The following is a 24,033-nucleotide window of genomic DNA, read 5'->3' as shown; positions in this document are numbered from 1 at the left end:
AAACGCAGCAAAAACAGGCCGGATGAAATGCGCGCGGCATAGGTTCCGCGCGCTCCCGGCGCCAACACCTCCAAAGGACGCACTCATATGAAGCAATTCTTCCAACGCGCCGCCGGCATTGCCGCCGCCGCAGCCCTCCTCGCCGCCGCACCGCTGGCGCAGGCACATGAATACAAGCTGGGACAACTGGAAATCGGCCATCCCTACGCGCGCGCCACCGTTCCCGGCCAGCCGGCTGGCGGCGCCTATTTCAGCATCGAAAACAAAGGGGCGGCGTCGGACAAGCTGGTCGCCCTGTCGTCGCCGGTCGCCAAATCGACCGAAATCCATACGATGGCGATGGAAGGCAACCTGATGAAGATGCGTGAAGTCGATGGCGGCCTGGAAATCAAACCCGGCCAGAAGATCGCCATGCAGCCGGGCAACGGTTACCACATCATGCTGATGGGCTTGTCCAAACCGCTCAAGGCCGGCGACAAAGTGCCGCTGAGCCTGACCTTCGAAAAGGCCGGCAAGGTGGATGTCACGCTCAATGTGGAAGACCCGGCGGCCGCCTCGGGCGCGGGCAAGGATGACATGAAGGGCCACATGCACCACTGACCCCGCTGCCCCCACTGCCTCGTCAAGCGCCGAGCAGAAACGACAAGGCCGGCAGGAGCGTTTGCTCCTGCCGGCCTTGTCATTGCGGGGACGCAACCTCAACCCGCCAGCTTGCGCACCTTGGCCAGCAGCTTGGTCGTCGAGCGGTCGTGTTCGAAGGCGATCGCCAGCACTTGCCCGCCATAGGCCACCACCGCCTTGCCCTCGGGAATGGCGCCCATGTCGTAGTCGCCGCCCTTCACGTAGATTTCGGGCTTCCCCTCCTGCACCACTTCCAGCGCCGTATCCTCATCGAACGGCACCACCAGCGATACCGATTCAAGCGCAGCCAGCACGGCCATGCGATCTTCGCAGGTGTTGATCGGGCGATCGTCGCCCTTGCCCAAGCGCTTGACCGACGCATCGGTATTGGCGGCCACCACCAGCGAAGCCCCCTGCGCGCGCGCCTGCGCCAGGTACGTCACGTGGCCGCGATGCAGGATGTCGAATACGCCATTGGTCAGCACCACCGGCTTGGGCAATTGGGAAATGCGCTCCTTGAGTTGGGCGCGGGTACATACCTTGTCTTCGAAATTGGCCATTTGGAATTGGTTTGTGCCGGCGATGTATGACCGCCGAAAATGGAAAAAGCCGCAACAGATGTGCGGCTTTCGATTTTACTGCCTGGGGAGGCACCCGTGTGCGGCACTATGCGCTTGCCACCGCGCCAGGGCCTCTCCCTTTGGCGTTTCGCTGCCGGCCGCCCAGTCAGGCGGTGGCGACGGATTCGCCCGGCATCAGGCGCTGGGAAACTTCCTTGCGGTAGCGATTGAGCTCCTGCACCGTCCCGAAAGTGCGCTCGAACAGCAGCGACATGTTGTGCAGGATGCGATCGACCACCTTCTTTTCCCATTCGGTGTCGAACTTGATCTGGTTGTCCAGCCAGCGCTCCAGCCACTCCGGATCCGGCAGGCGGCTTTGCACCGTGTCGTTGGGGAACAGCGCCTGGTTGACGTGCAGGTTGGTCGGGTGCAGCGGCTTTTCGGTGCGGCGGGCGGAGGCCATCAGCACGCCGATCTTGGCGAAGGCGGCGCGAGCCTTGTCGCCCACCTCGTTGAGCGCCTTCTTCATGTAGCGCAGGTAGGCGCCGCCGTGGCGCGCCTCGTCCTGGCTGATGATCTTGTAGATCTGCTTGATGACCGGCTCGGTGTGCCAGTCGGCGGCACAGCGGTACCAGTGGTTCAGGCGGATTTCGCCGCAGAAGTGCATCATCAGGGTTTCCAGCGGCGGCGCAGGATCGAACTCGAAGCGCACGTTGTGCAGCTCCTCTTCGGTCGGCGCCAGCTCCGGGCGGAAGCGGCGCAGGTACTCCATCAGCACCAGCGAGTGCTTCTGTTCCTCAAAGAACCATACCGACATGAATGCCGAAAAATCGCTGTCGCCGCGGTTATCGCGCAGGAACATCTCGGTCGCCGGCAGCGCGGACCATTCCGTGATCGCATTCATGCGAATGGTCTGGGCCTGCTCGTCGGTGAGCAGCGAAGCGTCGAACTTGTCCCAGGGGATATCCTTATCCATGTTCCAGCGGACCTGTTCGAGCGATTTGAACAATTCAGGGTACAGCATCTGTGGTTTGCCTATATGCGTTAAGTGTTTGATTTTAACAAAGTTTTTCCCTATCCCATACTAAAACCGTCAGGTTTCAGGAATATGACAACCTTCACCAACCCGGCTTGGCGTACCGGGTTTTGAAGCGAATCGGATCAGGGGGAAGTTGGCTTGCGGGAGGCTGGCTTCTTGTTTTGCCGGGATTGTACAACACCCGCCTTGGCCGGCGTGCTCGTATTTGCCGGACTTTTGGGCACTTTCTTGGCCGCCGGCCTGTCCGCCCCGGACTTTTCGGCCGGTTTCACCGGCGCCGCCCTCTTGGCGGCAGGCTTGGGCCTGACTTTGGGCGCGGGCTTGGCGGCCGGCCGCGTTGTCTTATTTTCGCTACGTTTGGCGGTTTTGCCTGTTTTGGCCGCCTTCCTGGCATCAGCGGGCTTTACCGGCTTGAGCAAAGTATCCTGTTGAGCCTGCGCGCCGGCCATGGCATTCCCCACGGCATGCTTGAACTGCTCCTGCAACACATTCCACCAGGCATTGGGATTGGCAATGGCCGATGTGAAATCGGGCGCCGTCTCTGGCTCCGCCGCCGGCTCGGGCTCGCCATGCTGCGGTTGCGCCTGGTTGTCCGTCCCGGCCGGCGCCGGTTCCGGTTCCGACTCCTGCTCCGCCTCGTCCCGGGCCGCGCCTGCCGGCATGCCGCCCGGCCACATCGGGAAACCGAACGGGAACGGCGGCGCGCCTTCGCGCTCTTCGGTCGGCGCCTGTTCCGGTTCACCCCCGCGCGAGGCCATGATGGCGCTCATGGCCTGCAGCGTCGACAAGGTCGCGCTTTGCACTTCCATCGTCTGGATGGTGGCCTTGAGCATGTTGAGGTTGAGCTCCAGCCAGGAAGCCACGGTCTTGAGGTCGGCAATCTTCTTGTTGATATCGTCCACCGACAGCGAAGGCGCGGCCATCGATGGCGCCCCCATGCCGCCCCATATCTGCTTCATGAATTCGATCGTATCGGCCACCGAACCTGCGCCCGGCATCTTTTCCTGATTCAGCATTGCATACTCCTGTGGAGATTGAAGCCGCATGAAGGCGCGGCCGGATACCGAGGCATCAGCGCGGCGGGCGCTGCATCTTGCACGAGGTAGGCAGCACGGTCTGCTCGGCCGGAATGAAGCGTTCGGTACGGAAACCGTAGCCGCTGCCCTCGTTGTCGAAGCGGATCCCGCCGCTGTCGGCGCGCTGCATCTGCATCAGGTACAAGGGCTGGATCAGCTGATGATCGGCCGCGCGCATGGTGGCATCGTGGAACGCGCTTTGATAATGCGCGCCTTCCAACGCATATGCAACCGCCTTGGGATCGGCGCTTTTGGCCTTTTCAATGGCCTTGGCCAGCATCTCGATCATGACCTGCATGCGCAGGTACATGTAATCGTCCTTGGCCTGCGGATAGCGCTTGCGAAATTGCTGGTAGAAGACGTCGCTGGGCGAATCGGCCGCGCCGGTGCCGGCGTTCGGATGCCATTCGGCCACCGCGCGCACCGTGCCCACGCCGGCCTCGCCAATGGCCGCGGGCGCGCCCAGGCTGTTGGCGTAGAAGGTGTAGAACTTGGCCTTGAAGCCGGCATCCCTGGCGGCCTTCACCAGCAGCGTCAGGTCGTTGCCCCAGTTGCCGGTAATCACCGCGTCGGCGCCGGCGCTCTTCATCTTGGCGATGTACGGCGCGAAGTCCTTGATCTTGCCGATCGGATGCAGCTCGTCGCCGACGATGGCGATGTCGGGCCGCTTGGCCGCCAGTTGCTCGCGCGCGGCCTTGGCCACCTGGCGGCCGAAGCTGTAGTCCTGCCCGATGAGGTAGATGCGCCTGGTTCCGGCATCCGCCTTGATGGCCTCGGTCAGCGCCTGCATGCGCATGTCCGCGCTGGCGTCGAAGCGGAAATGCCAGAAGCTGCATTTCTCGTTGGTCAACGCCGGATCGACCGCCGAGTAATTCAGGAACAGCACGCGATTGTCCGGCTCGCGCTGGTTATGCTTGTTGACCGCATCGATCAGCGCGGCAGCCACGGCCGAACTGTTGCCTTCGATCAGGAAGGGAATGCGCTGGTCGGTCAGCTGGCGCAACTGCACCAGCGAATCCTCCACCCCCAGCTTGTTGTCGAACGTGGACAACTGCAGCGGATGCTTGCCGTCCGGCAGGGTGACGCCGCCGCGCGCGTTGATGCGGTCGATGGCATAACTGATGTTGCGCACCACCGCCTCGCCGGCGTTGGCGAAGGGGCCCGACAAACCGTCGATCATGCCGATGCGGATGGGCGCGGCAGGGACGGCTGGTGTGGCAGGCGGGGCGGCCTGCGCAACCGCATGCAAGGCCAGCGTGGCGGCGACTGCGACGGCGCACAGCAATGGATGGAACTTCAATCGCACGATTTCCCTCATCGATATCCGGTAGAAAACCGCGGGGCACAAAGGCCGCGTGCCATGCCGGCGCCGGCCTCCCCCACGGAGAAGCCGCATTGTACGTTGTTTGAAATTGCCTCCGGAATTGCCCCGGCCACCACGACGAAGCCGGCACGATCCGATACACTTGGGCCCATGACAGAAGTTTCCCGCCATCCCAAACGCTGGTCACGCGCGCTGGCGTTGGTGGCGCTTTCCCTGGCATTGCACCTGCTGCTGGTGGACTGGGGCAAGCGCCACCTGATCGCACCTGCCGCGCCCAACGAGCAGCACGCCATTTCGGTCGCGCTGCGGCCGGTGCCGCCGCCGCAACAACCGGTATCGCTGCCGGTGGCCAAACCGCCCGCCGCCAAAGCCGCGCCGCCGAAAAAGGCCGCCGCCCCGCGCCGTGCGCGGCCCGTCGCGGAATCGATCGAACCGCCCGACGAACCCATCCGCGAAACGGTCGTCGTCGTCAGCGCGCAACCGGCGCCGGAAACCGCCGCGCTCCCTTCCGGCGCAACCGACGGCGCCGGCGCGGAAGAGGCCGCCGCTGCCGGCAAGGACAGCAAGGACGCCGGCGTTCCACCATCGGCAGAAACGCAGCCGCCTGCCGCCGGCACCCATTACGTCACCGACCCGCCTCCCACGGCGCGCCTGGAATACGACGTCCAGGCCACCTATAACCAGATGCCCGTGCACGGCTCCGGCACGCTGGACTGGAAAACCGATGGCAAGACCTACCGGCTGGACGGCAAGGCCGAGGACTTCCTCTTCACCTTCCTCAATTTCTCCAGCAATGGCGAGATCGACGCCTTCGGCGTGTCGCCCGAGCTGTACACCGAAAAGCGCATGCGCAGATCGGCCACCAACACGCATTTCAACCGTGAACGCAACGTCATCAGTTTCTCGGCCTCGACCGAAAGCTATCCGCGCAACGGCGGCGAGCAGGACCGCGCCAGCCTGGTCTGGCAGTTGGCCGCTATCGGCCGCGGCGATGCCGGCCAGTACCGGCCCGGCGCGGTAATCGACCTGTTCGTGGCCGGCGCACGCGACGCCGAAGTCTGGCGCATCCAGGTGCTGGGTGAAGAAGAGCTCAGGCTCCCCATCGGCCAACTGCGCGCCTGGCACGTGGTGCGCATGCCCAAGCCGGGCTCCTACGACCAGCGCATCGATATCTGGCTGGCGCCGCTGCACGACTGGTATCCGGTGCGCCTGCGCTATACCGATCCGCGCCAGAATGGCGATTATCTGGACATGTTGCTGGAGAAGGTGAAGCAGTGACGCCGCAACTTTTGCGGCAAGCCATGTCAAAATCGGGAACAACCCCTATCATCAACCGATGATCAACACAAAGAACCCGCCATGACCAACCTGCGTATCGCCCGCCTGGGCGCCCCTATCATCGCCCCTGTTATCGCCACTGCCGCCGCCCTGGCAGCCCTGCTCGCCGTGCCGCCGGCGCACGCTGCCGACGGCCCGCATCCGGTCGAGAAGCGCGCCTTCAACCTGCCGCCCTCGGCCGAGCTGGCTTATTCGATCCAGGCCAAGCAAAGCGGCCTGGACATCAAAGGCCAGGGCCTGGTGAAATGGACGAATAACAAGACGTCCTACAGCGCCACGACCGAAACGCGCGCGATGCTGCTGGGCAAGATCCTGGAAACCAGCAGCGAAGGCGCGGTCGATGCCTACGGCCTGGCGCCGGAACGCTTCGTCGAGAAACGCCTGCGCCGCGATCCGTCGACCACCACCTTCAATCGCGAGCAGAACAAGATCACCTTCACCCAATCGTCCGACACCTTCCCGCTGCAAGGCGGCGAACAGGATCGTACCGGCATCACCTGGCAACTGGTTTCGGTAGCCCGCGCCAACCCGGCCAAGATGACGCCGAACTCGGAATGGAAGTTCTTCGTGGCCGGCCCGCGCGACGCCGAACAATGGACCTTCAAGGTCGTGGGCCGCGAAAAGATCCGGACCGCCCAGGGCGAGACCACCGCGGTCCACATCCTGCGCGCCCCGCCGCCGGACGACCAGGGCCAGAAACTCGACATCTGGCTGGCGCCCTCGATGGAGTGGTATCCGGTGCGCCTGAAATTCACCGACCCGGATGGCGACTATATCGAGCAGACGCTGGATTCGCTCAAGAAAACCAACTAAGCTAGCAAGCAATCCCAGCGCGGGGCCTGTGCCGGCATCGATGCCGGCCAGGCCCCGCGCCGTTACATCCCCATCTCCGCAGGCAGGCAACATGTCCGATACCTCTCCCGACGCGGTCGCCCCGACCGTCAAGACCCAAAGCGCGCTGGTGCTGTTTTCCGGCGGCCAGGATTCCACCACTTGCCTGGCCTGGGCGCTTGCGCGCTACCCGCGCGTGGAAACCATCGGCTTCGACTACGGCCAGCGCCACGCCATCGAGCTCAGCGTGCGCCCGGCGCTGCTGGAAAAGATCAAAGGCTTCTCGTCCGAATGGCAGGCGCGCCTGGGCCAAGACCACATGATCGACCTGTCGCTGATCGGTTCGATTTCGGATACCGCCCTGACGCGCGACGTCGAGATCGCCATGCAGGACAACGGCCTGCCCAACACCTTCGTGCCCGGGCGCAACCTGCTGTTCATGACGGTGGCGGCCACCCTGGCTTACCGCCGCGGCCTGAACGTACTGGTAGGCGGCATGTGCGAAACCGATTTCTCCGGCTATCCCGACTGTCGCGACGACACCATGAAGGCGCTGCAAGTGGTGCTCAACCTGGGCATGGCCACGCAACTGAAAGTGGAAACTCCACTGATGTGGATCGACAAGGCCGAGACCTGGGAACTGGCCCGCACGCTGGGCGGCGATGCGCTGGTCGAACTGGTGCGCGCCGACACGCACACCTGCTACCTGGGCGAGCGCGGCGCGCTGCACGACTGGGGCCACGGCTGCGGCAAATGCCCGGCCTGCGAACTGCGCGCGCGCGGCTATCGCCAGTACCTCGCCCGCCAGCAATCGGCCTGATCCAGCCAGCATAAGCCGATGACCAGGAAATCCAGGCTGCTGGCCGGCGCCGTCGTCGCCCTGCTGTTGCTGCTGGGCGGCGCCGAGATCGCGCGCCGCGCCGCCGACCTGCCCAGCCTGCCGGTGCTGGCAGACCTGCAACTGGACCTGACGCCGCGCAGCCAGACCTACAAGCTGTACGACGCCAACCCGATCCGCCGCTCCCGCCATCCGGCCCCGCTGCCGACCGCGCTGCGTCCGCTCGACCTCGCGCTGCCGTGGAAGGAAGGTGGCACGCTGGATGTCGCCGCCTTCCTCAAGGCCACCCATACCCACGCCTTCCTGGTGGTGCAGGATGGCACGATCGTATTCGAACGCTACATCGGCGGCTACGATGCCGCCTCGCGCTTCGCCTCGTTCTCGGTCGCCAAATCCTTCGTCGCCACGCTGACCGGCGCCGCGCTGGCCGAGGGCAAGCTGGCATCGCTGCAAGAGCCGATCGGCAATTACCTCAGCGGCGAAGAGATCGCACCGGCCTACGGCAACATCACGGTCGACCAGTTGCTCAACATGCGCTCCGGCATCGATGTCGACGAACGCTACGGCGGCTCGCTCACCTCGCCGGTGGTGCGCATGTATGTCAGCACCGATCTCGGCAAATTCCTCGCCGGGCTCAATGGCCTGCGTTTCGCGCCGGGTTCGCGCTTCGAATACCGCAGCGTCGATACGCTGGTGCTGTCGCGCGTACTGGCGCGCGCCACCGGCCAGAGCCTGTCAAGCTACGCGCAGCAGACGCTGTGGGAACCGCTGGGCATGGAGCAGGACGCCAGCTGGAGCACCGACAGCCAGGCCCACGGCGTCGAAAAGGCCTTCTGCTGCATCAACACCACCGCCCGCGACTTTGCCAAGCTGGGCCTGCTCTACCTCAATGCGGGGCGGGCCGGCGGCAAGCAGGTCGTCAGCGCCGCCTGGACCGACGAACCGCGCCAGATAGTCAACCGCGGCCATGCCCTCGACTACCGCGACGGCTGGTGGATCCCGCCCGGCAACGAGGCCGACCGCGACTTTTCCGCCATCGGCGTATTTGGCCAGTACCTCTACGTCAACCCTGCCACCCGTACCGTGATCGTCAAACTGAGCGACCACGGTGTGGAACAGGATGAAGTGCTGACCCTGCTGGCGATGCGGCGGATCGCACACTTCGTTGCCGGCAAAAACTGAAGCAGTTTTCTGGCGCACATAAAAAAACGCCGTCCGCTGTTATAGCGGACGGCGTTTTTTCAATCCTGCGATGGCGGCGTTGCGCCAACAGTCAGAACAATTCGTTCTTCATCTGCGTCTTGGCCTTTTCCTCTTCCGGCGACAACACTGGGCGGTCGCCCATGCCCAGGTCGCGCACCATGGCAGCCGGCGGATACTCGGCATAGTAGTACTCGCCGCCGGACTCGATGATGCCGTCCGGCACCTTGCGGTCCACGTTGGGCACATCCTTCAACACCTTGGACATATAGCTGATCCACACCGGCAGCGCCAGGCCGCCTCCGGTTTCGCGGTCGCCCAGGCTCTTGGGCTGGTCGTAGCCGATCCAGGCGATGGCAGTCAGGTTGGGCTGGTAGCCGGCGAACCAGGCATCCATCGAGTCGTTGGTGGTGCCGGTCTTGCCGGCCAGGTCGGTGCGCTTCAACGACAGCGCCTTGACCGCGGTGCCGTGACGCACCACATCGCGCAGCATGCTGTCCATGATGAAGGCATTGCGCGCATCGATGACGCGATTGGACTCATCGTCGGCCGTGGCCGGCTTGGCCTGCGACAGCACATTGCCGTTGTTGTCGGTGACCTTGGTGATCAGGTAGGGATTGACCTTGTAGCCGCCGTTGGCGAACACCGAATACGCGCCCACCATCTGCAGCGGCGTGACGTTGCCGGCGCCCAGCGCCAGGGTCAGGTATGGCGGGTTCTTGTCGGCGTCGAAACCGAAGCGGGTGATGTATTCCTGCGCATACTTCACGCCGACGCGCTCCAGGATACGGATCGAGACCAGGTTGATCGACTTCTGCAGCGCGCGGCGCATCGAGATCGGGCCTTCGAACTTGCCGCCGTAGTTCTTCGGCTGCCAGACCTGGCCGCCGGTCTGGGTGAAGGTCAGCGGCGCGTCGTTGATGATGGTGGCCGGCGACAAGCCCTTTTCCAGCGACGAGGAATAGATGAACGGCTTGAACGACGAGCCCGGCTGGCGCCATGCCTGCGTCACGTGATTGAACTTGTTGCGGTTGAAGTCGAAGCCGCCTACCAACGAACGGATCGCGCCGTCCTGCGGATTGACTGAGACGAAGGCCGATTCGACTTCCGGCATCTGCGTGATGATCCAGTTCTTGCCGTCCTGGAACACGCGGATGATGGCGCCGCGGCGGATCTTCTTCTGCGGCGGCGCCTTGTCCGACAGCAGGTTGGCGCCGAAGCCCAGGCCGGAACCGGAAATGGTGATTTCCTCGCCGGTGGCCAGCAGCGCGGTGATTTCCTTGGGCTTGGCCTCCAGCACCACGGCCGCGACCATGTCGTCGCTGTCGGGATGGTCGGCCAGCTCCACTTCGATGGCATCTTCCAGCGCTTCCCTGGAGGCGCCTTCGGGCAACTCCATGTAGCCTTCCGGACCGCGGTAGCCGTGGCGCCGTTCGTAGTCGATGATGCCGCGGCGCAGGGCGATGTAGGCGGCGTCCTGGTCGGTCTTGGTGATGGTGGTGAACACGTTCAGGCCGCGCGTATACGTCTCGTCCTTGTACTGGGCATAGATCAGTTGGCGCGCCATTTCGGCCACATATTCGGCGTGCATGCCGAAGGCCGAGCTGTCGCCCTTGACGCGCAGTTCCTCATCCCGCGCCGCCAGGTATTGCGGCTCGGTGATGTAGCCCAGCTGGCGCATGCGCAGCAGGATGTACTGCTGGCGCGCGTGGGCGCGCTTGGGATTGACCACCGGGTTGTAGGCCGACGGCGCCTTGGGCAGGCCGGCCAGCATCGCCGCTTCGGCAATGGTGATGTCCTTGAGTTGCTTGCCGAAATAGATCTGGGCGGCCGAGGCGAAACCGTAGGCGCGCTGGCCCAGATAAATCTGGTTCATGTAGACCTCGAGGATCTGGTCCTTGGTCAGGTTGTTCTCGATCTTCCAGGCCAGCGGAATCTCATAGAAGAATTTGCGCGTGGCCTTCTGCAGGAAGGTCGGCTCGTTGCTGGTCAGGAAGAAATTGCGGGCCACCTGCTGGGTGATGGTGGAGGCGCCGCCGCCGCCGCCTGAGAGGTTGGAGAAGGTGGCGCGCACGATGCCCTGGTAATCGACCCCGCCGTGCTCATAGAAGCGGTCGTCCTCGATGGCCAGCACGGCCTTCTTCATGATGTCGGGGATGTCCTTGAAATGCACCAGGTTGCGGCGCTCTTCGCCGAACTCGCCGATCAGCACGCCGTCGGCCGAGAAAATGCGCAGCGGGATCTTGGGACGATAGTCGGTCAGGGTATCGAGGTCGGGCAGCTTGGGATAGGTCAGGGCGACGATAAAGGTCACGCCCAGCACGGCCATCGCCACCACACCGAGGAGGATGCCGAAGAGGCCGAGAATGAAACGGACAGACCAGTGCAGGCGCTTGCGCGGCGCTTTGTTCCCGTCCGCCGGCGGCTTGCCAGCCGGCGTCGGGTTCGGTTTTTCGCCAGCGTTTGGAGGTGAAGACATGCGAAATAAACTAGATAAAGGCGAGATAAGAACCTATTTACGATCCCGTCCGGGGTCGCTCAAATACCCTTTCAGGCGGTCTGCGGCGTTGCAAAACCTCGCCGGGCCACCGGCCCGGCTACGTTTTGCGCCTTGCAGCCCATCCTGAAATAGCATTCGATCAACTCCCGGCGAGATCATAAACAGGTTCTAAGCGAGTCAAATCGGGCCGTAGCCGAATCAGAGAGACAAGGACGCATTATAGCGGCTCGCCCTTGCGACCCAAGCAGCCAGGTTCGGGCGAGCGCCAGCCGCAGCAGGCCAGCGGGGCGCCAAAGTTGCCGCGGGCAAGGATTAGCCCCGATCTGCCTCCAATTCGCATCAATTTGATGCAATCGCCAGACAATTGCCCGGCGCCGGCCGATGGCCCGGTGTTGCAAATAGACCAAACCTCTTTGACCCGGGCGACTGCCGCGGTTCCCTTCGGGCGCCGATTCATTTGCGCGGCATTCTCAAGTTTCATCTATTGCCGGCCATGCGCGGCCTGCCGAACAATCACCGGCTCCATCGAAACGTATCCGAAGCGGGTATTTCCACGTGGCATTTTCACTGGCATTGCAGAGATCGCGAATCGGCACCCATGGCATGTGCGCCGGACTGGACATCGGCGCCGACCGCATCCGGCTGGCCGTGCTGCGCCGGCGGCGCGGCCGGCTGCGGCTGGAACTGCTGGCCGAGCATGCCTTCGGCCAGGTCATCTGCAACGATGGCCGGATCGATGACTTCGAATTGCTCGCGCATGGCTGCCGCCGGCTGATGCGGCAACACATGATCCATGCCGGCGCGGTGGCCATGGCGATCCCGGCGGCAACGGTCACGTTGACGCCGCTGGTCTTGCCCGCCTCGTCGAACGAACCGCAACGGCTGGCGCAGGTTCGCGCCGAGGCGGCGGCCCACCGGCGGCAATCGCTGGACGAATTGGCGCTCGATTATCGTGTGCTCGGCCCGGCACCGGCCTCCCCCGCCGATGTGCAGGTGCTGGCAGTCACGGCGCCGGCCATGCTGGTGGAAGACCGGCTGGCCCTGGCCGAAGCGCTGGGCCTGCAAGCGCGCGCGGTGGTGGCCGACGGCTGGAGCCTTGCGACCTTCCTGCGCGACGGCGATGGCGCGGCCGTCTTGCATCTGGACGCCGCCTCGGCCTGGATGTCGCGGCACGCGCACCACTGGCAAGCGCTCGCGTGGCGTGGCGACGGCGCCTCCATCACCGCCTTGCTGGAAGAATTGGCGCCGCTGCTGCGGCCATCGCCGCCACGGCTGCTGCTCAGCGGCGATGCCGCCGCCCTGAACCCGGTTGCGGCGGCGCTGCGCAAGTACGCCGGCATCCCCGCTGCCGTGGCCGCGCTTCCTCCTCGCATCCTGGTCGCCGGGCATGTGGCGGCCGCCATCGCGCCGCGCCGGCTCCCGGCATTCCATTGCGCCGTAGCGCTGGCCGGCGAAGGACTCACGTGAGCAGGCGCACGGCTTCCCCGAACTTTGCCCTGCCTCCGCCCCGGCGTCGCCGGGCGCGCGAACTCTCGTTCTACCGTTGGCTCGCATGTTCAGCCTTGCTGGGCATCTTGCCGGTACTGGCGCTGGCGATGCGCATCGATGGCCAAACGGACGGCATCGGCATGGCAAACCGTTTGCTGGCGGCCGAACTGCACACCCTGCAGCCGCAACTGGATCAGCGCGCGGCAAGCCAAAGCCGCATCGCGCACATGCAATCCCGGCTGGCGACGCTCAACGACCAGGCCGCCCTGCGCGCGCGAGCCGCGTCATTGCTGCGCGCCGCCTCCGCCGCCGCGCTGCCGGAAATCAGGCTGTACCGCATCGCCCTGCAACCGCGCGCTGGAGAATTGCGCGGCCATGCGGCGGATGTACGCGATATCCAGGCATACGCCAATGCGTTGCTGCATGCCGGCATGGAACGTGTCGCCATCCAGGATCTGCGCGCCACCGACCGGCATGCCGACGACGGACGCTATGACTTCACGCTGTCGCTGCCGTTCTCACCGCCGCCACTGCATGGCGACAGGCATGACGACAGGCCTGCCGATGCCAGCGTCCTGCCATGAAACGCCGATCCGCACTGCCGGCGCATCCCGCGCATTGGCCGCTGGCAGCGCGCGCCATCCTGTTGCTGGCCGTGGCGCTGGCTTGCGCCGCCACCGGGCTTTTCCTGTACGTGCAACCACGCAGCGCACTGCGCCAGGCCGCGGAAAATCTTCGCCACGACCAGCAATCGCGGCTGCTGGCCGCGTTGGAAAAGGTGGCGGAACTGCCCGCCCTGCGTTCACAGGAAAACCTGCTCGACATGCAATTGCTGAGCGCGCAAGAGCCGCTATGGTCCGGCGACAGCCATTCCGTCGCCGGCCTGTTGCAGCTCAAGCTGGCGCGCCGCGCGCAAGAATGCGGCCTGGAGATGGAATCGTTCAAGCCGCTGGCGCCGGCCCAGCCGGCGACCCATGCCGAGATCGAACTCAGCGGCGAGTACGCCGGCCTGCTGCGGTTCGTGGAGCTGGTCACCGCGCCGCCGCTGCCGGTACAGGTCGAGTCGATGGAGCTGGCCCTGCACGCCGCCCGCGCAGGCCGCCAGACCTTGCTGATGAAAGTCGTCCTTGGCGCTGTGCTGCGCGATGCCGAGGCCCTTGCCCAACCATGACAGCGCCATTCGTTCCCCGCCATCCGGCCTGCCGCTTGCCGCTACATCTATTGCTGGCCACGCTGCTGTCAGGCTGCGGCGCTGCGGATCAAGCCGAGGCCACCCGCGCCTGGATCGCCCAGGCCAGGCGCGAGGCCGACTCCCGCGTACCGGCGCCGGCACACGCCCAACCGGAACAAACCGACGCGGCCGCCCTTTCCCTGACGGATACACCAACCGATCCGTTCGGCATGGCGCAACGGCGAGCCGCACATCGGCAAGCCAGCGCACGCAACGACGACCGCATGCAGCAAGCCGGGCCGGTCGGGAAATCCGCGCCGCACATCCGGGTATTGGGCACGCTGGTGCAGGAAACCTCCGCCTATGCCGTGCTGCAGGTAGACGGCCGCAGTTTGCGCGTGCGGGTCGGCGACGAACTCCCCGCGGGACTGGGACGCGTGGTGCGCATCGATGAACAATCGGTGCAAGTGGCCCACCGGGGCGCAACGCAAATACTGGCGGTAGGCAGCGGCGCTACGCAAGAAATGGCGTCCAATGCGCCGCCGTCCGCGGACAAACCGCGCCAGCCACGACAACGCCATTGGGTACGGCCATGAGCGAGCGCATGATGCCGATGATTTGCTGCCTGCTCAGCTTGCTGGGCTGCCTGCTCCTGTCTTTTCCGTCGGCGGCGGAAGAAAACCGGCTGGAGTCGGTCAGCGTGAAACAGGAAGACGATGCAACCGTCGTCGAACTGGATTTCGCGCATCCGCCCGCGCCGCTTCAGGTGGGTGAGTTCTCGACCGTCAATCCGCCGCGCCTGGTGCTGGATTTCCCCCGTACCGCCAGTGCCGGCGATATCAACCGGCGCATGCGCGGCACGGGACTCATGCAGCAGGCCATGCTTGCCGCCGACGGCCAACGCCTGCGCCTGCTGCTGGAGCTCAAGCAAAACGCGGCACATCGACTGCACTACGACGGACGGCGGCTGCGCATCGTGCTGCGCGAACGGCTGGCGGCCCCGGAACAGGACGAGCACGCGCAACCGATGCTGGCCGGCATCGACTTTCGCCGCGGGCCGACCGGCGCAGGGCAAATCACACTGGAACTGCCATCGGCGCACACCACGGTCAATGTCCGCCAGTCGGGCCAGCAGATCGTCGCCGACATCCCCGGCGTCACATTGCCCGCTGCACTGCAGCGCCGCCTCGATGTCGGCGACTTCGCCACGCCGGTGGCGCATTACAGCGCCATACGCCATGCCGGCGGCACGCGGCTGATCATCGAACCGCATGGGCTATGGCGCTACGACGCCTACCAGCGCGGCCGCCGGCTGGTGATCGAGGTGCAGCCGGCAGCGCCGCAGGCGCAGCGACCGGCCGCCGAACCCAATTACCAGGGCGAACAACTGTCAATGAACTTCCATGACATCGACGTGCGCTCGGCGCTGCAAGTGCTGGCCGACTTCACCGGGCTCAACATCATCGCCAGCGATGCCGTGGGCGGCCAGCTCAGCCTGCGGCTCAAGAACGTTCCCTGGGACCAGGCGCTGGACATCATCATGCAGGCGCGCGGCCTGGGCATGCGGCGCAACGGCAACATTGTCTGGATCGCGCCGCGCGAGGAAATGCTGGCGCGCGAAAAGCAGGAACTGGAACAACAAGCCATGATCGCCGACCTCGAACCGCTGCATGCCGAGGCGTTCCAGCTCAACTACCAGCGCGCCGACACCTTCCGTCGCGCGTTCGGCATCGGCGAGGACGGTGCGGCGCTGGCCGAACGCCGCAACGGGCTGCTCTCGCGGCGCGGCAGCGCGGTGGTCGATGCCCGCACCAACCAATTGTTCGTCACCGATACCCCGGCCGTGCTGGCCAATATCCGCAAGCTGCTCGAACGCATCGACGTGGCCGCGCGCCAGGTGCTGATCGAGGCGCGCATCGTCGAGGCCGACGACAGTTTCGGACGCAACCTCGGCATCAAGCTGGGCCTGTCGGCCCGGACCAACGGCGCGGCCATCGGCAATTCCTACGGCGACGTGGCCGAGCTCAGCGGCCAGGCGCCGCCCGCCTCCGGCGCCTCCGCCCGGGAACCCGCCGTCAATCTCCCGGCCCAGTCCATCGGCGGCTCGCCGCCGGGCAGCTTTGCCTTCACCCTGTTCAACGCGGCCGCGCACCGCTTCCTCAACATCGAGCTGTCGGCGCTGGAATCCGAAGGGCGCGGCAAGATCGTTTCCAGCCCGCGCGTGGTCACCGCCGACCAGCAAACCGCGCTGATCGAACAAGGCGAGGAAATCCCTTACCAGCAATCCACCAGCAGCGGCGCGACCGCCACCGCCTTCAAGAAAGCCAACCTGAAGCTGGAAGTGACGCCCCAGATCACGCCGGACGGCAATGTCATCCTCAATGTGGATGTCAACAAGGACAGCCGCGGCACCGCCACGCCCGGCGGCCTGGCGATCAATACCAAACACGTCAAGACCCAGGTCGAGGTGGAAGATGGCGGCACCGTGGTGCTCGGCGGCATTTACACCCAGACCGAACACCAGCGCGAAGCCAAGGTGCCGCTGCTGGGCGACATCCCGGTGCTGGGCCACCTGTTCAGGCACAGCGCCCGGGTGCAGGACAAGACCGAGCTGCTGATCTTCCTGACGCCGCGCGTGGTGGCGGCGCAGCACCGCCATTGATGCGCATTTTTCCCCGGCGGGCCGCCAAGGACGGTAAAATCAGCGTTTTGGCCGAAAAACCGCGCAACGGCAATACCGCCGCCGCTTTCCGGCCTGCTGCGCAGAATTTTCGATATGACAGGAAGCATCTTTCTTGTCGGCCTCATGGGCGCCGGCAAGACCACCATAGGCCGCGCCCTGGCCAAGAAGCTGGGCAAGCGCTTCGTCGATTCGGACCACGAAATCGAAGCGCGCACCGGCGCATCGATCCCGGTCATCTTCGAGATCGAGGGCGAAGAGAGCTTCCGCCGCCGCGAAGCCGAAGTCATCCGCGCCCTCTGCGCGCAATCCGACATCGTGCTGGCCACCGGCGGCGGCGCCGTCCTGCGCGCCGAGAACCGCGAGAACCTCAAGCGCCACGGCACCGTGATCTACCTGCGCGCCAGCATCAACCAGATCCTCCAGCGCACCGGCCGCGACAAGAACCGCCCGCTGCTGCAGACCGCCGACCCGCGCCGCAAGCTGGAAGAACTGTCCCGCCAGCGCGAGCCGCTGTACCGCGAAGTGGCTGATTTCGTCGTCGAAACCAATCGCCCCAATGTGCAGTTCCTGGTGCAGACCATCATGAGCCACCTGGAGCTTGCGCCCAAGCAGGCCGAGGCGGATGCCTGCGCCGGCGGCGCCGTGACCATCGAACGCGCCAGCGCGACGCTGGTCACAAGTGAAGGCCACGTTGTCTTTGCCGCCTCCGCCACGACCTCCTCGACCACCACCTTCACCGGCGCCGCCAGCGCCGGCCACCACCAGAACACACGCAGCATGAACCAAGCCGATATCCCCGCCGCCCCGATCACCCTCGAAGTCGACCTGGGCGAACGCAGCTATCCCATCCTCATCGGCCGCGGCCTGCTGGACGATCCGTCCCTGCTGCCGCAGTTCGTCAAGGGCAAGCGCGCCGCCATCGTCACCAACGACAAGGTCGGCCCGCTGTATCTGGAAAAGGTCAGCACCGCCCTGCGCGCGGCCGGCAAGCAAGTCACCGAGATCGTGCTGCCCGACGGCGAAGGCGAGAAGAACTGGGCCAGCCTGATGAAGATCTTCGACGTGCTGCTGGCCGAGAAATGCGACCGCAAGACCACCCTGATCGCCCTGGGCGGCGGCGTGATCGGCGACCTGACCGGCTTCGCCGCGGCCTCCTACATGCGCGGCGTGCCGTTCGTGCAGGTGCCGACCACGCTGCTGTCGCAGGTGGACTCGTCGGTGGGCGGCAAGACCGGCATCAACCACCCGCTGGGCAAGAACATGATCGGCGCGTTCTACCAGCCGCAAGCGGTGCTCGCCGACACCGCCACGCTGCACACGCTCCCCGCCCGCGAACTGGCCGCCGGCATCGCTGAAGTGATCAAGCACGGCGCCATCATCGACGCCCCCTTCTTCGACTGGATCGAGGCCAATATGGTCAGGCTGGTAGCCAAGGATGACGCCGCGCTGGCCTACGCCATCCAGCGCTCCTGCGAGATCAAGGCCGACGTGGTGCGCCAGGACGAACGCGAAGGCGGCCTGCGCGCCATCCTCAACTTCGGCCACACCTTCGGCCACGCCATCGAAAACGGCCTGGGCTACGGCCAATGGCTGCACGGCGAAGCGGTCGGCTGCGGCATGGTGATGGCGGCCGACCTGTCGCATCGCCTGGGCTACATCGACGCCGCCGCGCGCGAACGCATCCGCGCCGTGACGGCCGCCGCCGGCCTGCCGACGGTGGCGCCGGATCTTGGCGCCGAGCGCTGGCTGGAGCTGATGGAAGTCGACAAGAAAAACGAAGGCGGGCAGATCAAGTTCATCCTGGTCAAGCCGCTGGGCAGCCCGCTGATTACCAACGCGCCGCAGGAGTTGCTGATGCAAACCCTGGCGGCCTGCACCGGAGAGTGACATGAGTTTCGAAGCGCCGCCCCACCTCGCCCCCTACGCCGCCAATTCGGCGAATTCAAGGGGCCGGCGCTTCGATGAGACTCCCCCCGGTTCGCGCAGCCAATTCCAGCGCGACCGCGACCGCATCGTCCACTCCACCGCCTTTCGCCGCCTCGAATACAAGACCCAGGTCTTCGTCAACCACGAGGGCGACCTGTTCCGCACGCGCCTGACCCACAGCATCGAAGTGGCGCAGATCGCGCGCTCCTGCGCGCGCAACCTGGCGCTCAACGAAGACCTGGTGGAAGCCATCTCGCTGGCCCACGACCTCGGCCACACGCCCTTCGGCCACGCCGGCCAGGATGAACTCAATGACTGCATGAAGGAGCACGGCGGCTTCGAGCACAACCTGCAAAGCCTGCGCGTGGTGGATGAACTGGAACAGCACTACGCCGCCTTCGACGGCCTGAACCTGACCTTCGAGACACGCGAGGGCATCCTCAAGCACTGCTCGCTGCACAACGCGAAACAATTGGGCGACATCGGCCAGCGCTTCATCGACAAGAAGCAGCCTTCGCTGGAAGCGCAACTGGCCAACCTGGCCGACGAGATCGCCTACAACAACCACGACATCGACGACGGCCTGCGCTCCGGCCTGCTGGGCATGGCGCAGATGTGCGAGGTGGATTTCTTCGCGCGCCACCTGCGCGAAGTGGAGCAGGCCTACCCCGGCATCACCGGCCGCCGCGTGATCCACGAGACGGTGCGCCGCATGATCAACGCGCTCATCGTCGACCTGATCGATACCTCGCAGGCGCGCATCGCCGACGCGGCGCCGCGCGATATCGAGGACGTGCGCAACGCGCCGCGGCTGATCGCCTTTTCCGACGCCATGGCGGCCGAAGCCGCGATCCTGAAAAAATTCCTGCGCGAGAAGCTCTACCGCCACTACCAGGTCAACCGCATGACCGCCAAGGCGCGCCGCATCATCAGCGAGATGTTCCAGGCCTTCATCGGCCAGCCCAACCTGCTGCCGCCGGCCTACCAGGTCCGGGATCTCGCCGACGAGGCGCAGCGCCTGCACAAGCAGGCGCGCCAGGTGGCCGATTACATCGCCGGCATGACCGACCGCTACGCGATACGCGAACACCGGCGGCTGTTCCTGATGGAAGAGACATAATAAATAAAAAAATATGAGATTTAGCCTCTATTTACGTCACTGCGGCTGATGACCGTTGCCCTCCTGTCCGGCGTTGCTAACATCGGAGATTCCCGGTAACTGCGCCAACAAGGAGATCCCCCATGCGACTGCCTGCGCTATTGCTGACCGGCGTGCTGGTTCTCGCCTGCAGCCCGGGCGCCGGCGCCAGCGACATCGTCATCGGCCAATCGGCCGACCTGAGCGGCCAGCATGCCCACCTCACCCGGCAATTCCTCGCCGGCGCCAATGCCTACTTCGCGCAAGTCAACGGGAAGGGCGGCATCCATGGCCGCCAGATCAGGCTGGCCACGATGGATGACCAGAACGACCCCATCCTGGCAATCCAAAACACGCGGCAACTGCTGCAAGAGGACAAGGCGCTGGCGCTGTTCGGTTATGTCGGCTGGCAAACCAGCAGTGCCGTGCTTCCCATCGTCAATGAGAACGGCGTCCCGTTTTTCGCGCCGGTCACCGGCGCCCGCATCGTTTATAACGCGCTCAACCGCCACGTATTCACTATCCGCGCCAGCTACGTCGATGAATACAGCTACATGTTCGCGCATTTTTCCAGGATCGGGCTCAAGCGCCTGGCCATCTTTACCGACCATCCCAACGTACCGAGCCACGCCCTCCTGCAAACCATGATCGACACCGCCGGGGCAGAACTGGTGACGACCGTCAGCGCGGTCGGGCCGAGCATGGAAGAGATGGCCGGCAGCCTCCTGCGCGCGCGGCCGGACATCATCCTGGTCATGAGCATTTCGCCGGCGCTCAATCTCCCCTTGATCGAACTCTTGCGCGCCAAAGGCTATCGCGGCTACTTCTATGCCGCCTCGCTCGTCTACAGCACGCTGGACGATTCCCGGCACAAGGCGCTGGCCGGGATGATCGTCTCGCAAGCCATGCCCTTCCCGTGGAAAAGCACCCTCCCCATCGTGCGCCAATACCAGCAGGCGATGCGCCAGGCCCGCGCCAGCGAGTTCAGCCATCTTGGACTGGAAGGATTCATCGCCGCCAGGGTGCTGGCCGAAGGCATCAGGCGCGCCGGCCCCGCCCCGACGCGCAACAAACTGATCGCCGCACTGGAAAGCATCAATGAGAAGAACTACGACGGCCTCGGATACCGGATCAATTTTTCCGGACCCAACCGCCATGGCGCCTCCCATGTCGACCTCACCACCATCACCAGCGCAGGCACCCTGGCCCATTAGCGTACACATCGCGGGCTGGCGGAAGAAGGTTGGAACATTGTTAAAATCCAGCAACATCACGCAAAACGATACGTACTGTCTCGATTCAACATTAAATCGATCAAAGTTGCCTTCCTGACCTTCAGATTCCCGGGCCGATGCCGTAAGTTGAAAAAGGACTGCCGTTTCCCCCTTTCCCCTTCCCCGAGTGCGGTCCTAGTACAGGAGACCGTCATGGCCATCAGCACCACCGCCAGCAGCGTAGACACCAAGCCTTTGCTGCCCGCCACCTCGCCCGCCGAACCGGCCAACCCGCCGTCCGCCGCGTCATCCAACGACAAGATCGCCGACGCGCAAAAGGCCAACCTGCTGACCGAGTCCGGCGCCCGTGCCCAGCTCAATGTTTCCATCCTGCAGGCTTCGCTGGAAGTGTCGATCAATTCGCAAAACGATCCGCTGGCGCTGGTCTACAAAAGCGCCATCGAAAACATCAACGACGTGCTGCGCCCCGAGATGGGCGACAACGCCATCCAGAACGCCATGGCGCAGGACAACTCGCCCGAGGGCACGGCGGGCCGCATCGTCTCGTTCGTCACCAACCTGTTCGAACTGTACAAGCAGAACAACCCGGACAAGGACGACGCCACCAATATCGACAACTACATGGCCCTGATCTTCAAGGGCGTCGACCAGGGCTTCAAGGAAGCGCGCGGCATTCTCGACAGCCTGAGCGTGCTCAACGGCGACATTGCCAGCAACATCGACAAGACCTATGACCTGGTGCAAAAGTCGCTGGCCGACTTCATCGCCAAGGTCAAGGGCGAAAAACAGGACGGCGGCGATACCGACGCCGGCAATGGCGACGGCAGCGGGGGGACCGTGGTCGCCAGCCAGACGACGGTAAGCGTCTCGGTCTCGGTGACCCAGACGCGCATCAGCACCACCGCCTGAACGGGCGCCGCCGCCGGCGTTACTTCCGAATGAAATCCGCCAGGGCCCGCAGCGCCATCGGCAAGTGCCGACGGCCAGGGTAATAGAGAAAGAACCGGCCGGCGGGTGCGCCCCAATCCTCCAGCACGGCCTGCAAACGGCCGGCGGCCAGGTCCTCGCGCACCATCGCCTCATAGACATAGGCGATGCCCGCGCCGTCGCGCGCGGCCTGGATCATCAACGCATCGTCGTCCAGCAGCAAAGGGCCGGCGACCTCGATGGACAGCGCTTGGCCCTCGCTCTGGAATTCCCAGGCGTAGCGATTCCCGCTGGGGAAGCGCCGGCCGATGCAGGCATGTCCATGCAATTCACGCGGCGCCTGCGGCACGCCGCGCGCGGCCAGGTAATCCGGCGCGGCCACACACACAAAGCGCTGCGGCGGACCGATCGGCACCGCCACCATATCCCCGGCCAGGCTCTCGCCGAAACGGATCCCGGCATCGAAGCCATCGCCCACGATATCGGCCAGGCCGTCGTCGGTCACGATTTCGAGCTGCACGCGCGGATACGCGGCCGCGAAACCGGCCAGCGCCGATGCCAGCAGCAACCGCGCCGCCGGGCGCGGCACGTTCAGGCGCACGGTACCGGCCGGTTCGGCCTGCAAGGCGGTTGCATCGGCCAGCGCCTCGGCCACCTCGCGCAACGCCGGGTCGAGCCTGGCCAACAGGCGCTGGCCGGCTTCGGTCGGCGTCACGCTGCGCGTGGTGCGATGGAGCAGCCGCACGCCCAGCCGCTGTTCCAGGCCGCGCAGGGCATGGCTCAAGGCCGAGGCCGATACGCCGCGCTCGGCGGCCGCCTTGCGGAAACTGCGGTGGCGCGCCACCGCCGCAAAGGCATCGAGTTCATGCAGGTCAGGAAGCATATTGATGAAAATGGCTCAGTAGTTCATCAAGCATAACCCGACTTATCACTTTCTATCGTCCGCGCGACACTGACGGCCTTCCATTGAACGAAAGGTCGAACCATGCAACAGAAACGTCTCGGCAGCGCCGATTTCACGATCTCCCCCATCGGCTTGGGCACCTGGGCCATCGCTGGCGCGGGATGGGAGTTCGGCTGGGGCGCGCAGGATGACGCCGATAGCCTGGCCGCGCTGGAATATGCGGTCGAGCGCGGCGTGAACTGGATCGATACCGCCGCCGTCTACGGGCTGGGCCATGCCGAGGAAATCGTCGGCCAGCTTCTGCGCCGCGTTCCGGCTTCGCGCCGTCCGCTGGTATTCACCAAGGGCAGCCTGGTGTGGGACCGCGCAACCCGGCAAATCTCGCACTCGCTGGCCCCGGAGTCGCTGGCGCGCGAGATCGAGGACAGCCTGCGCCGCCTCCAGGTCGAGACGATCGACCTGTATCAGCTCCACTGGCCGGCGTTCCCGCCGGGCGGCCCCGACGCAGGGATCGAAGCCGCGCTGTCGGTGCTGGCCAAGGCCCGCGAGCAAGGGAAGATCCGCGCCATCGGCGTCTCCAATTTCGACGTGCCGCAGCTCAAACGCGCGCAGGCGGTCACCGCCATCGCCTCTCTCCAGCCGCCATACTCGGCGCTGATGCGCGAGGTGGAAACCGACATCCTCCCCTTCTGCGAGCAGGCCGGCATCGGCGTCATCGCTTATTCCACGCTGCAGTCGGGCCTGCTGACCGGCGCGATGACGCGCGAGCGCATCGCCGGGCTGCCTGACGACGATTGGCGCAAGCGCCGCAGCCCGGATTTCCAGGAGCCGCGCCTGACGAGCAATCTCGCGCTGGTCGACGTCTTCGGCCGCATCGGCAAACGGCACGGGCTGACGCCCGCGGCCGTGGCGATCGCCTGGGTACTGCGGCAGTCCGCCATCACCGGCGCCATCGTCGGCGCGCGCCGTCCCGCGCAGGTCGATGGACTGCTGGGCGCGGCGGACTTGCGCCTGAGCGCCGACGAGTTGGCCGAGATCGCGCCGCTGCTGCCCGAAGGCATGGGCACGAACGTACCCGAAGCACAGGGCTGACGCGCGCCGGCCTGATCTCAGACAGCGCCGGCACCATTGCCCAACCCGCCGCATCGGCCGCGGCATTGTCCGGCGGACTTCGGGGCTGGCGCCATCGCGGATAAAAAAACAGGCTATCCCCTCACGGGAACAGCCTGTTTTC

Annotated in this window: 21 protein-coding genes; 15 read left to right on the top strand and 6 right to left on the bottom strand. The window is 65.2% G+C overall.

What is annotated here, in order from left to right; genetic code table 11:
- Positions 1-87 precede the first annotated feature (87 nt).
- Positions 88-600: a copper chaperone PCu(A)C gene (locus FB598_RS07595; protein ID WP_141913748.1), complete on the top strand. Its 513-nt coding sequence runs from the start codon at positions 88-90 to the stop codon at positions 598-600.
- A 98-nt stretch (positions 601-698) separates the two neighbouring features.
- On the opposite strand, the gene rfaE2 is transcribed toward FB598_RS07595, so the two are convergent.
- From rfaE2 to FB598_RS07575, 4 genes are all read right to left on the bottom strand, one after another.
- The gene (gene rfaE2 / locus FB598_RS07590; protein ID WP_141913749.1) at positions 699-1,181 is read right to left on the bottom strand and encodes a D-glycero-beta-D-manno-heptose 1-phosphate adenylyltransferase; all 483 of its coding nucleotides are present in this window, start codon (positions 1,179-1,181) and stop codon (positions 699-701) included.
- A 166-nt stretch (positions 1,182-1,347) separates the two neighbouring features.
- Positions 1,348-2,205: a diiron oxygenase gene (locus tag FB598_RS07585; RefSeq protein WP_141913750.1), complete on the bottom strand. Its 858-nt coding sequence runs from the start codon at positions 2,203-2,205 to the stop codon at positions 1,348-1,350.
- A 137-nt stretch (positions 2,206-2,342) separates the two neighbouring features.
- Positions 2,343-3,236, bottom strand: coding sequence for a PhaM family polyhydroxyalkanoate granule multifunctional regulatory protein (locus tag FB598_RS07580; RefSeq protein ID WP_141913751.1), 894 nt, complete (start codon positions 3,234-3,236; stop codon positions 2,343-2,345).
- Positions 3,237-3,291: 55 nt separating this feature from the next.
- Positions 3,292-4,614 carry a branched-chain amino acid ABC transporter substrate-binding protein gene (locus tag FB598_RS07575; protein WP_221292215.1) on the bottom strand — a complete coding sequence of 441 codons (1,323 nt, stop codon included), beginning with the start codon at positions 4,612-4,614 and terminating at the stop codon, positions 3,292-3,294.
- Positions 4,615-4,770: 156 nt separating this feature from the next.
- On the opposite strand from FB598_RS07575, the gene FB598_RS07570 reads away from it, so the two are divergent.
- The 4 genes from FB598_RS07570 to FB598_RS07555 all read left to right on the top strand — a co-directional run bounded on the left by FB598_RS07570 (position 4,771) and on the right by FB598_RS07555 (position 8,809).
- On the top strand, positions 4,771-5,898 hold the full coding sequence (locus FB598_RS07570) for a DUF3108 domain-containing protein (protein ID WP_141913752.1): 1,128 nt from the start codon (positions 4,771-4,773) through the stop codon (positions 5,896-5,898).
- 81 nt (positions 5,899-5,979) lie between these two features.
- On the top strand, positions 5,980-6,771 hold the full coding sequence (locus FB598_RS07565) for a DUF3108 domain-containing protein (protein WP_141913753.1): 792 nt from the start codon (positions 5,980-5,982) through the stop codon (positions 6,769-6,771).
- Between the two features lie 91 nt (positions 6,772-6,862).
- Entirely contained in the window at positions 6,863-7,609 is a 747-nt protein-coding gene (gene queC / locus FB598_RS07560; protein WP_141913754.1) for a 7-cyano-7-deazaguanine synthase QueC, read from the top strand.
- Positions 7,610-7,627: 18 nt separating this feature from the next.
- Complete coding sequence (locus FB598_RS07555; RefSeq protein WP_141913755.1) at positions 7,628-8,809, top strand: serine hydrolase; 1,182 nt, start codon at positions 7,628-7,630, stop codon at positions 8,807-8,809.
- Positions 8,810-8,900: 91 nt separating this feature from the next.
- Here the strand turns inward: FB598_RS07555 and FB598_RS07550 are convergent, their stop codons facing one another.
- A complete protein-coding gene (locus FB598_RS07550) occupies positions 8,901-11,306 on the bottom strand; it encodes a penicillin-binding protein 1A (RefSeq protein WP_370454653.1) in 2,406 nt (801 codons plus the stop codon).
- Positions 11,307-11,930: 624 nt separating this feature from the next.
- Between FB598_RS07550 and pilM the strand changes: the two genes are divergently transcribed.
- The 9 genes from pilM (at position 11,931) to FB598_RS07505 (ending at position 21,877) form a co-directional block, all read left to right on the top strand.
- Positions 11,931-12,794 carry a pilus assembly protein PilM gene (pilM, locus tag FB598_RS07545; protein WP_141913756.1) on the top strand — a complete coding sequence of 288 codons (864 nt, stop codon included), beginning with the start codon at positions 11,931-11,933 and terminating at the stop codon, positions 12,792-12,794.
- Positions 12,795-12,889: 95 nt separating this feature from the next.
- Positions 12,890-13,399 carry a hypothetical protein gene (locus FB598_RS07540; RefSeq protein ID WP_141913757.1) on the top strand — a complete coding sequence of 170 codons (510 nt, stop codon included), beginning with the start codon at positions 12,890-12,892 and terminating at the stop codon, positions 13,397-13,399.
- Positions 13,396-13,986, top strand: coding sequence for a type 4a pilus biogenesis protein PilO (gene pilO / locus FB598_RS07535; protein ID WP_141913758.1), 591 nt, complete (start codon positions 13,396-13,398; stop codon positions 13,984-13,986). Before FB598_RS07540 ends, pilO begins: the two co-directional genes overlap by 4 nt.
- Positions 13,983-14,582: a pilus assembly protein PilP gene (locus FB598_RS07530; protein WP_141913759.1), complete on the top strand. Its 600-nt coding sequence runs from the start codon at positions 13,983-13,985 to the stop codon at positions 14,580-14,582. Before pilO ends, FB598_RS07530 begins: the two co-directional genes overlap by 4 nt.
- Entirely contained in the window at positions 14,579-16,648 is a 2,070-nt protein-coding gene (locus tag FB598_RS07525; RefSeq protein ID WP_255463856.1) for a type IV pilus secretin PilQ, read from the top strand. Before FB598_RS07530 ends, FB598_RS07525 begins: the two co-directional genes overlap by 4 nt.
- A gap of 114 nt (positions 16,649-16,762) precedes the next feature.
- The gene (gene aroKB / locus FB598_RS07520) at positions 16,763-18,556 is read left to right on the top strand and encodes a bifunctional shikimate kinase/3-dehydroquinate synthase AroKB (protein WP_141913760.1); all 1,794 of its coding nucleotides are present in this window, start codon (positions 16,763-16,765) and stop codon (positions 18,554-18,556) included.
- Position 18,557: 1 nt separating this feature from the next.
- The gene (locus FB598_RS07515) at positions 18,558-19,715 is read left to right on the top strand and encodes a deoxyguanosinetriphosphate triphosphohydrolase (protein ID WP_141913761.1); all 1,158 of its coding nucleotides are present in this window, start codon (positions 18,558-18,560) and stop codon (positions 19,713-19,715) included.
- A 122-nt stretch (positions 19,716-19,837) separates the two neighbouring features.
- On the top strand, positions 19,838-20,947 hold the full coding sequence (locus tag FB598_RS07510) for an ABC transporter substrate-binding protein (protein ID WP_141913762.1): 1,110 nt from the start codon (positions 19,838-19,840) through the stop codon (positions 20,945-20,947).
- A gap of 213 nt (positions 20,948-21,160) precedes the next feature.
- Positions 21,161-21,877, top strand: coding sequence for a DUF5610 domain-containing protein (locus FB598_RS07505; protein WP_141913763.1), 717 nt, complete (start codon positions 21,161-21,163; stop codon positions 21,875-21,877).
- 19 nt (positions 21,878-21,896) lie between these two features.
- Here the strand turns inward: FB598_RS07505 and FB598_RS07500 are convergent, their stop codons facing one another.
- Positions 21,897-22,778 carry a LysR family transcriptional regulator gene (locus FB598_RS07500; protein WP_221292214.1) on the bottom strand — a complete coding sequence of 294 codons (882 nt, stop codon included), beginning with the start codon at positions 22,776-22,778 and terminating at the stop codon, positions 21,897-21,899.
- 102 nt (positions 22,779-22,880) lie between these two features.
- On the opposite strand from FB598_RS07500, the gene FB598_RS07495 reads away from it, so the two are divergent.
- Positions 22,881-23,891: an aldo/keto reductase gene (locus FB598_RS07495; RefSeq protein WP_141913765.1), complete on the top strand. Its 1,011-nt coding sequence runs from the start codon at positions 22,881-22,883 to the stop codon at positions 23,889-23,891.
- Positions 23,892-24,033 lie beyond the last annotated feature (142 nt).

The sequence above is a fragment of the Herbaspirillum sp. SJZ106 genome, from assembly GCF_006715495.1.
Classification (GTDB): domain Bacteria; phylum Pseudomonadota; class Gammaproteobacteria; order Burkholderiales; family Burkholderiaceae_D; genus Herbaspirillum.
Note: the sequence above shows the minus strand (reverse complement) of the source record. Positions and strands in the feature narration are given on the sequence as shown.

Excerpts from the sequence above, each read along its gene's own strand:
- FB598_RS07595 (WP_141913748.1), top strand. The coding sequence starts at position 88 with ATGAAGCAATTCTTCCAACGCGCCGCCGGCATTGCCGCCGCCGCAGCC.
- rfaE2 (WP_141913749.1), bottom strand. The coding sequence starts at position 1,181 with ATGGCCAATTTCGAAGACAAGGTATGTACCCGCGCCCAACTCAAGGAG.
- FB598_RS07585 (WP_141913750.1), bottom strand. The coding sequence starts at position 2,205 with ATGCTGTACCCTGAATTGTTCAAATCGCTCGAACAGGTCCGCTGGAAC.
- FB598_RS07580 (WP_141913751.1), bottom strand. The coding sequence starts at position 3,236 with ATGCTGAATCAGGAAAAGATGCCGGGCGCAGGTTCGGTGGCCGATACG.
- FB598_RS07575 (WP_221292215.1), bottom strand. The coding sequence starts at position 4,614 with ATGAGGGAAATCGTGCGATTGAAGTTCCATCCATTGCTGTGCGCCGTC.
- FB598_RS07570 (WP_141913752.1), top strand. The coding sequence starts at position 4,771 with ATGACAGAAGTTTCCCGCCATCCCAAACGCTGGTCACGCGCGCTGGCG.
- FB598_RS07565 (WP_141913753.1), top strand. The coding sequence starts at position 5,980 with ATGACCAACCTGCGTATCGCCCGCCTGGGCGCCCCTATCATCGCCCCT.
- queC (WP_141913754.1), top strand. The coding sequence starts at position 6,863 with ATGTCCGATACCTCTCCCGACGCGGTCGCCCCGACCGTCAAGACCCAA.
- FB598_RS07555 (WP_141913755.1), top strand. The coding sequence starts at position 7,628 with ATGACCAGGAAATCCAGGCTGCTGGCCGGCGCCGTCGTCGCCCTGCTG.
- FB598_RS07550 (WP_370454653.1), bottom strand. The coding sequence starts at position 11,306 with ATGTCTTCACCTCCAAACGCTGGCGAAAAACCGAACCCGACGCCGGCT.
- pilM (WP_141913756.1), top strand. The coding sequence starts at position 11,931 with ATGTGCGCCGGACTGGACATCGGCGCCGACCGCATCCGGCTGGCCGTG.
- pilO (WP_141913758.1), top strand. The coding sequence starts at position 13,396 with ATGAAACGCCGATCCGCACTGCCGGCGCATCCCGCGCATTGGCCGCTG.
- FB598_RS07530 (WP_141913759.1), top strand. The coding sequence starts at position 13,983 with ATGACAGCGCCATTCGTTCCCCGCCATCCGGCCTGCCGCTTGCCGCTA.
- FB598_RS07525 (WP_255463856.1), top strand. The coding sequence starts at position 14,579 with ATGAGCGAGCGCATGATGCCGATGATTTGCTGCCTGCTCAGCTTGCTG.
- aroKB (WP_141913760.1), top strand. The coding sequence starts at position 16,763 with ATGACAGGAAGCATCTTTCTTGTCGGCCTCATGGGCGCCGGCAAGACC.
- FB598_RS07515 (WP_141913761.1), top strand. The coding sequence starts at position 18,558 with ATGAGTTTCGAAGCGCCGCCCCACCTCGCCCCCTACGCCGCCAATTCG.
- FB598_RS07510 (WP_141913762.1), top strand. The coding sequence starts at position 19,838 with ATGCGACTGCCTGCGCTATTGCTGACCGGCGTGCTGGTTCTCGCCTGC.
- FB598_RS07505 (WP_141913763.1), top strand. The coding sequence starts at position 21,161 with ATGGCCATCAGCACCACCGCCAGCAGCGTAGACACCAAGCCTTTGCTG.
- FB598_RS07500 (WP_221292214.1), bottom strand. The coding sequence starts at position 22,778 with ATGCTTCCTGACCTGCATGAACTCGATGCCTTTGCGGCGGTGGCGCGC.
- FB598_RS07495 (WP_141913765.1), top strand. The coding sequence starts at position 22,881 with ATGCAACAGAAACGTCTCGGCAGCGCCGATTTCACGATCTCCCCCATC.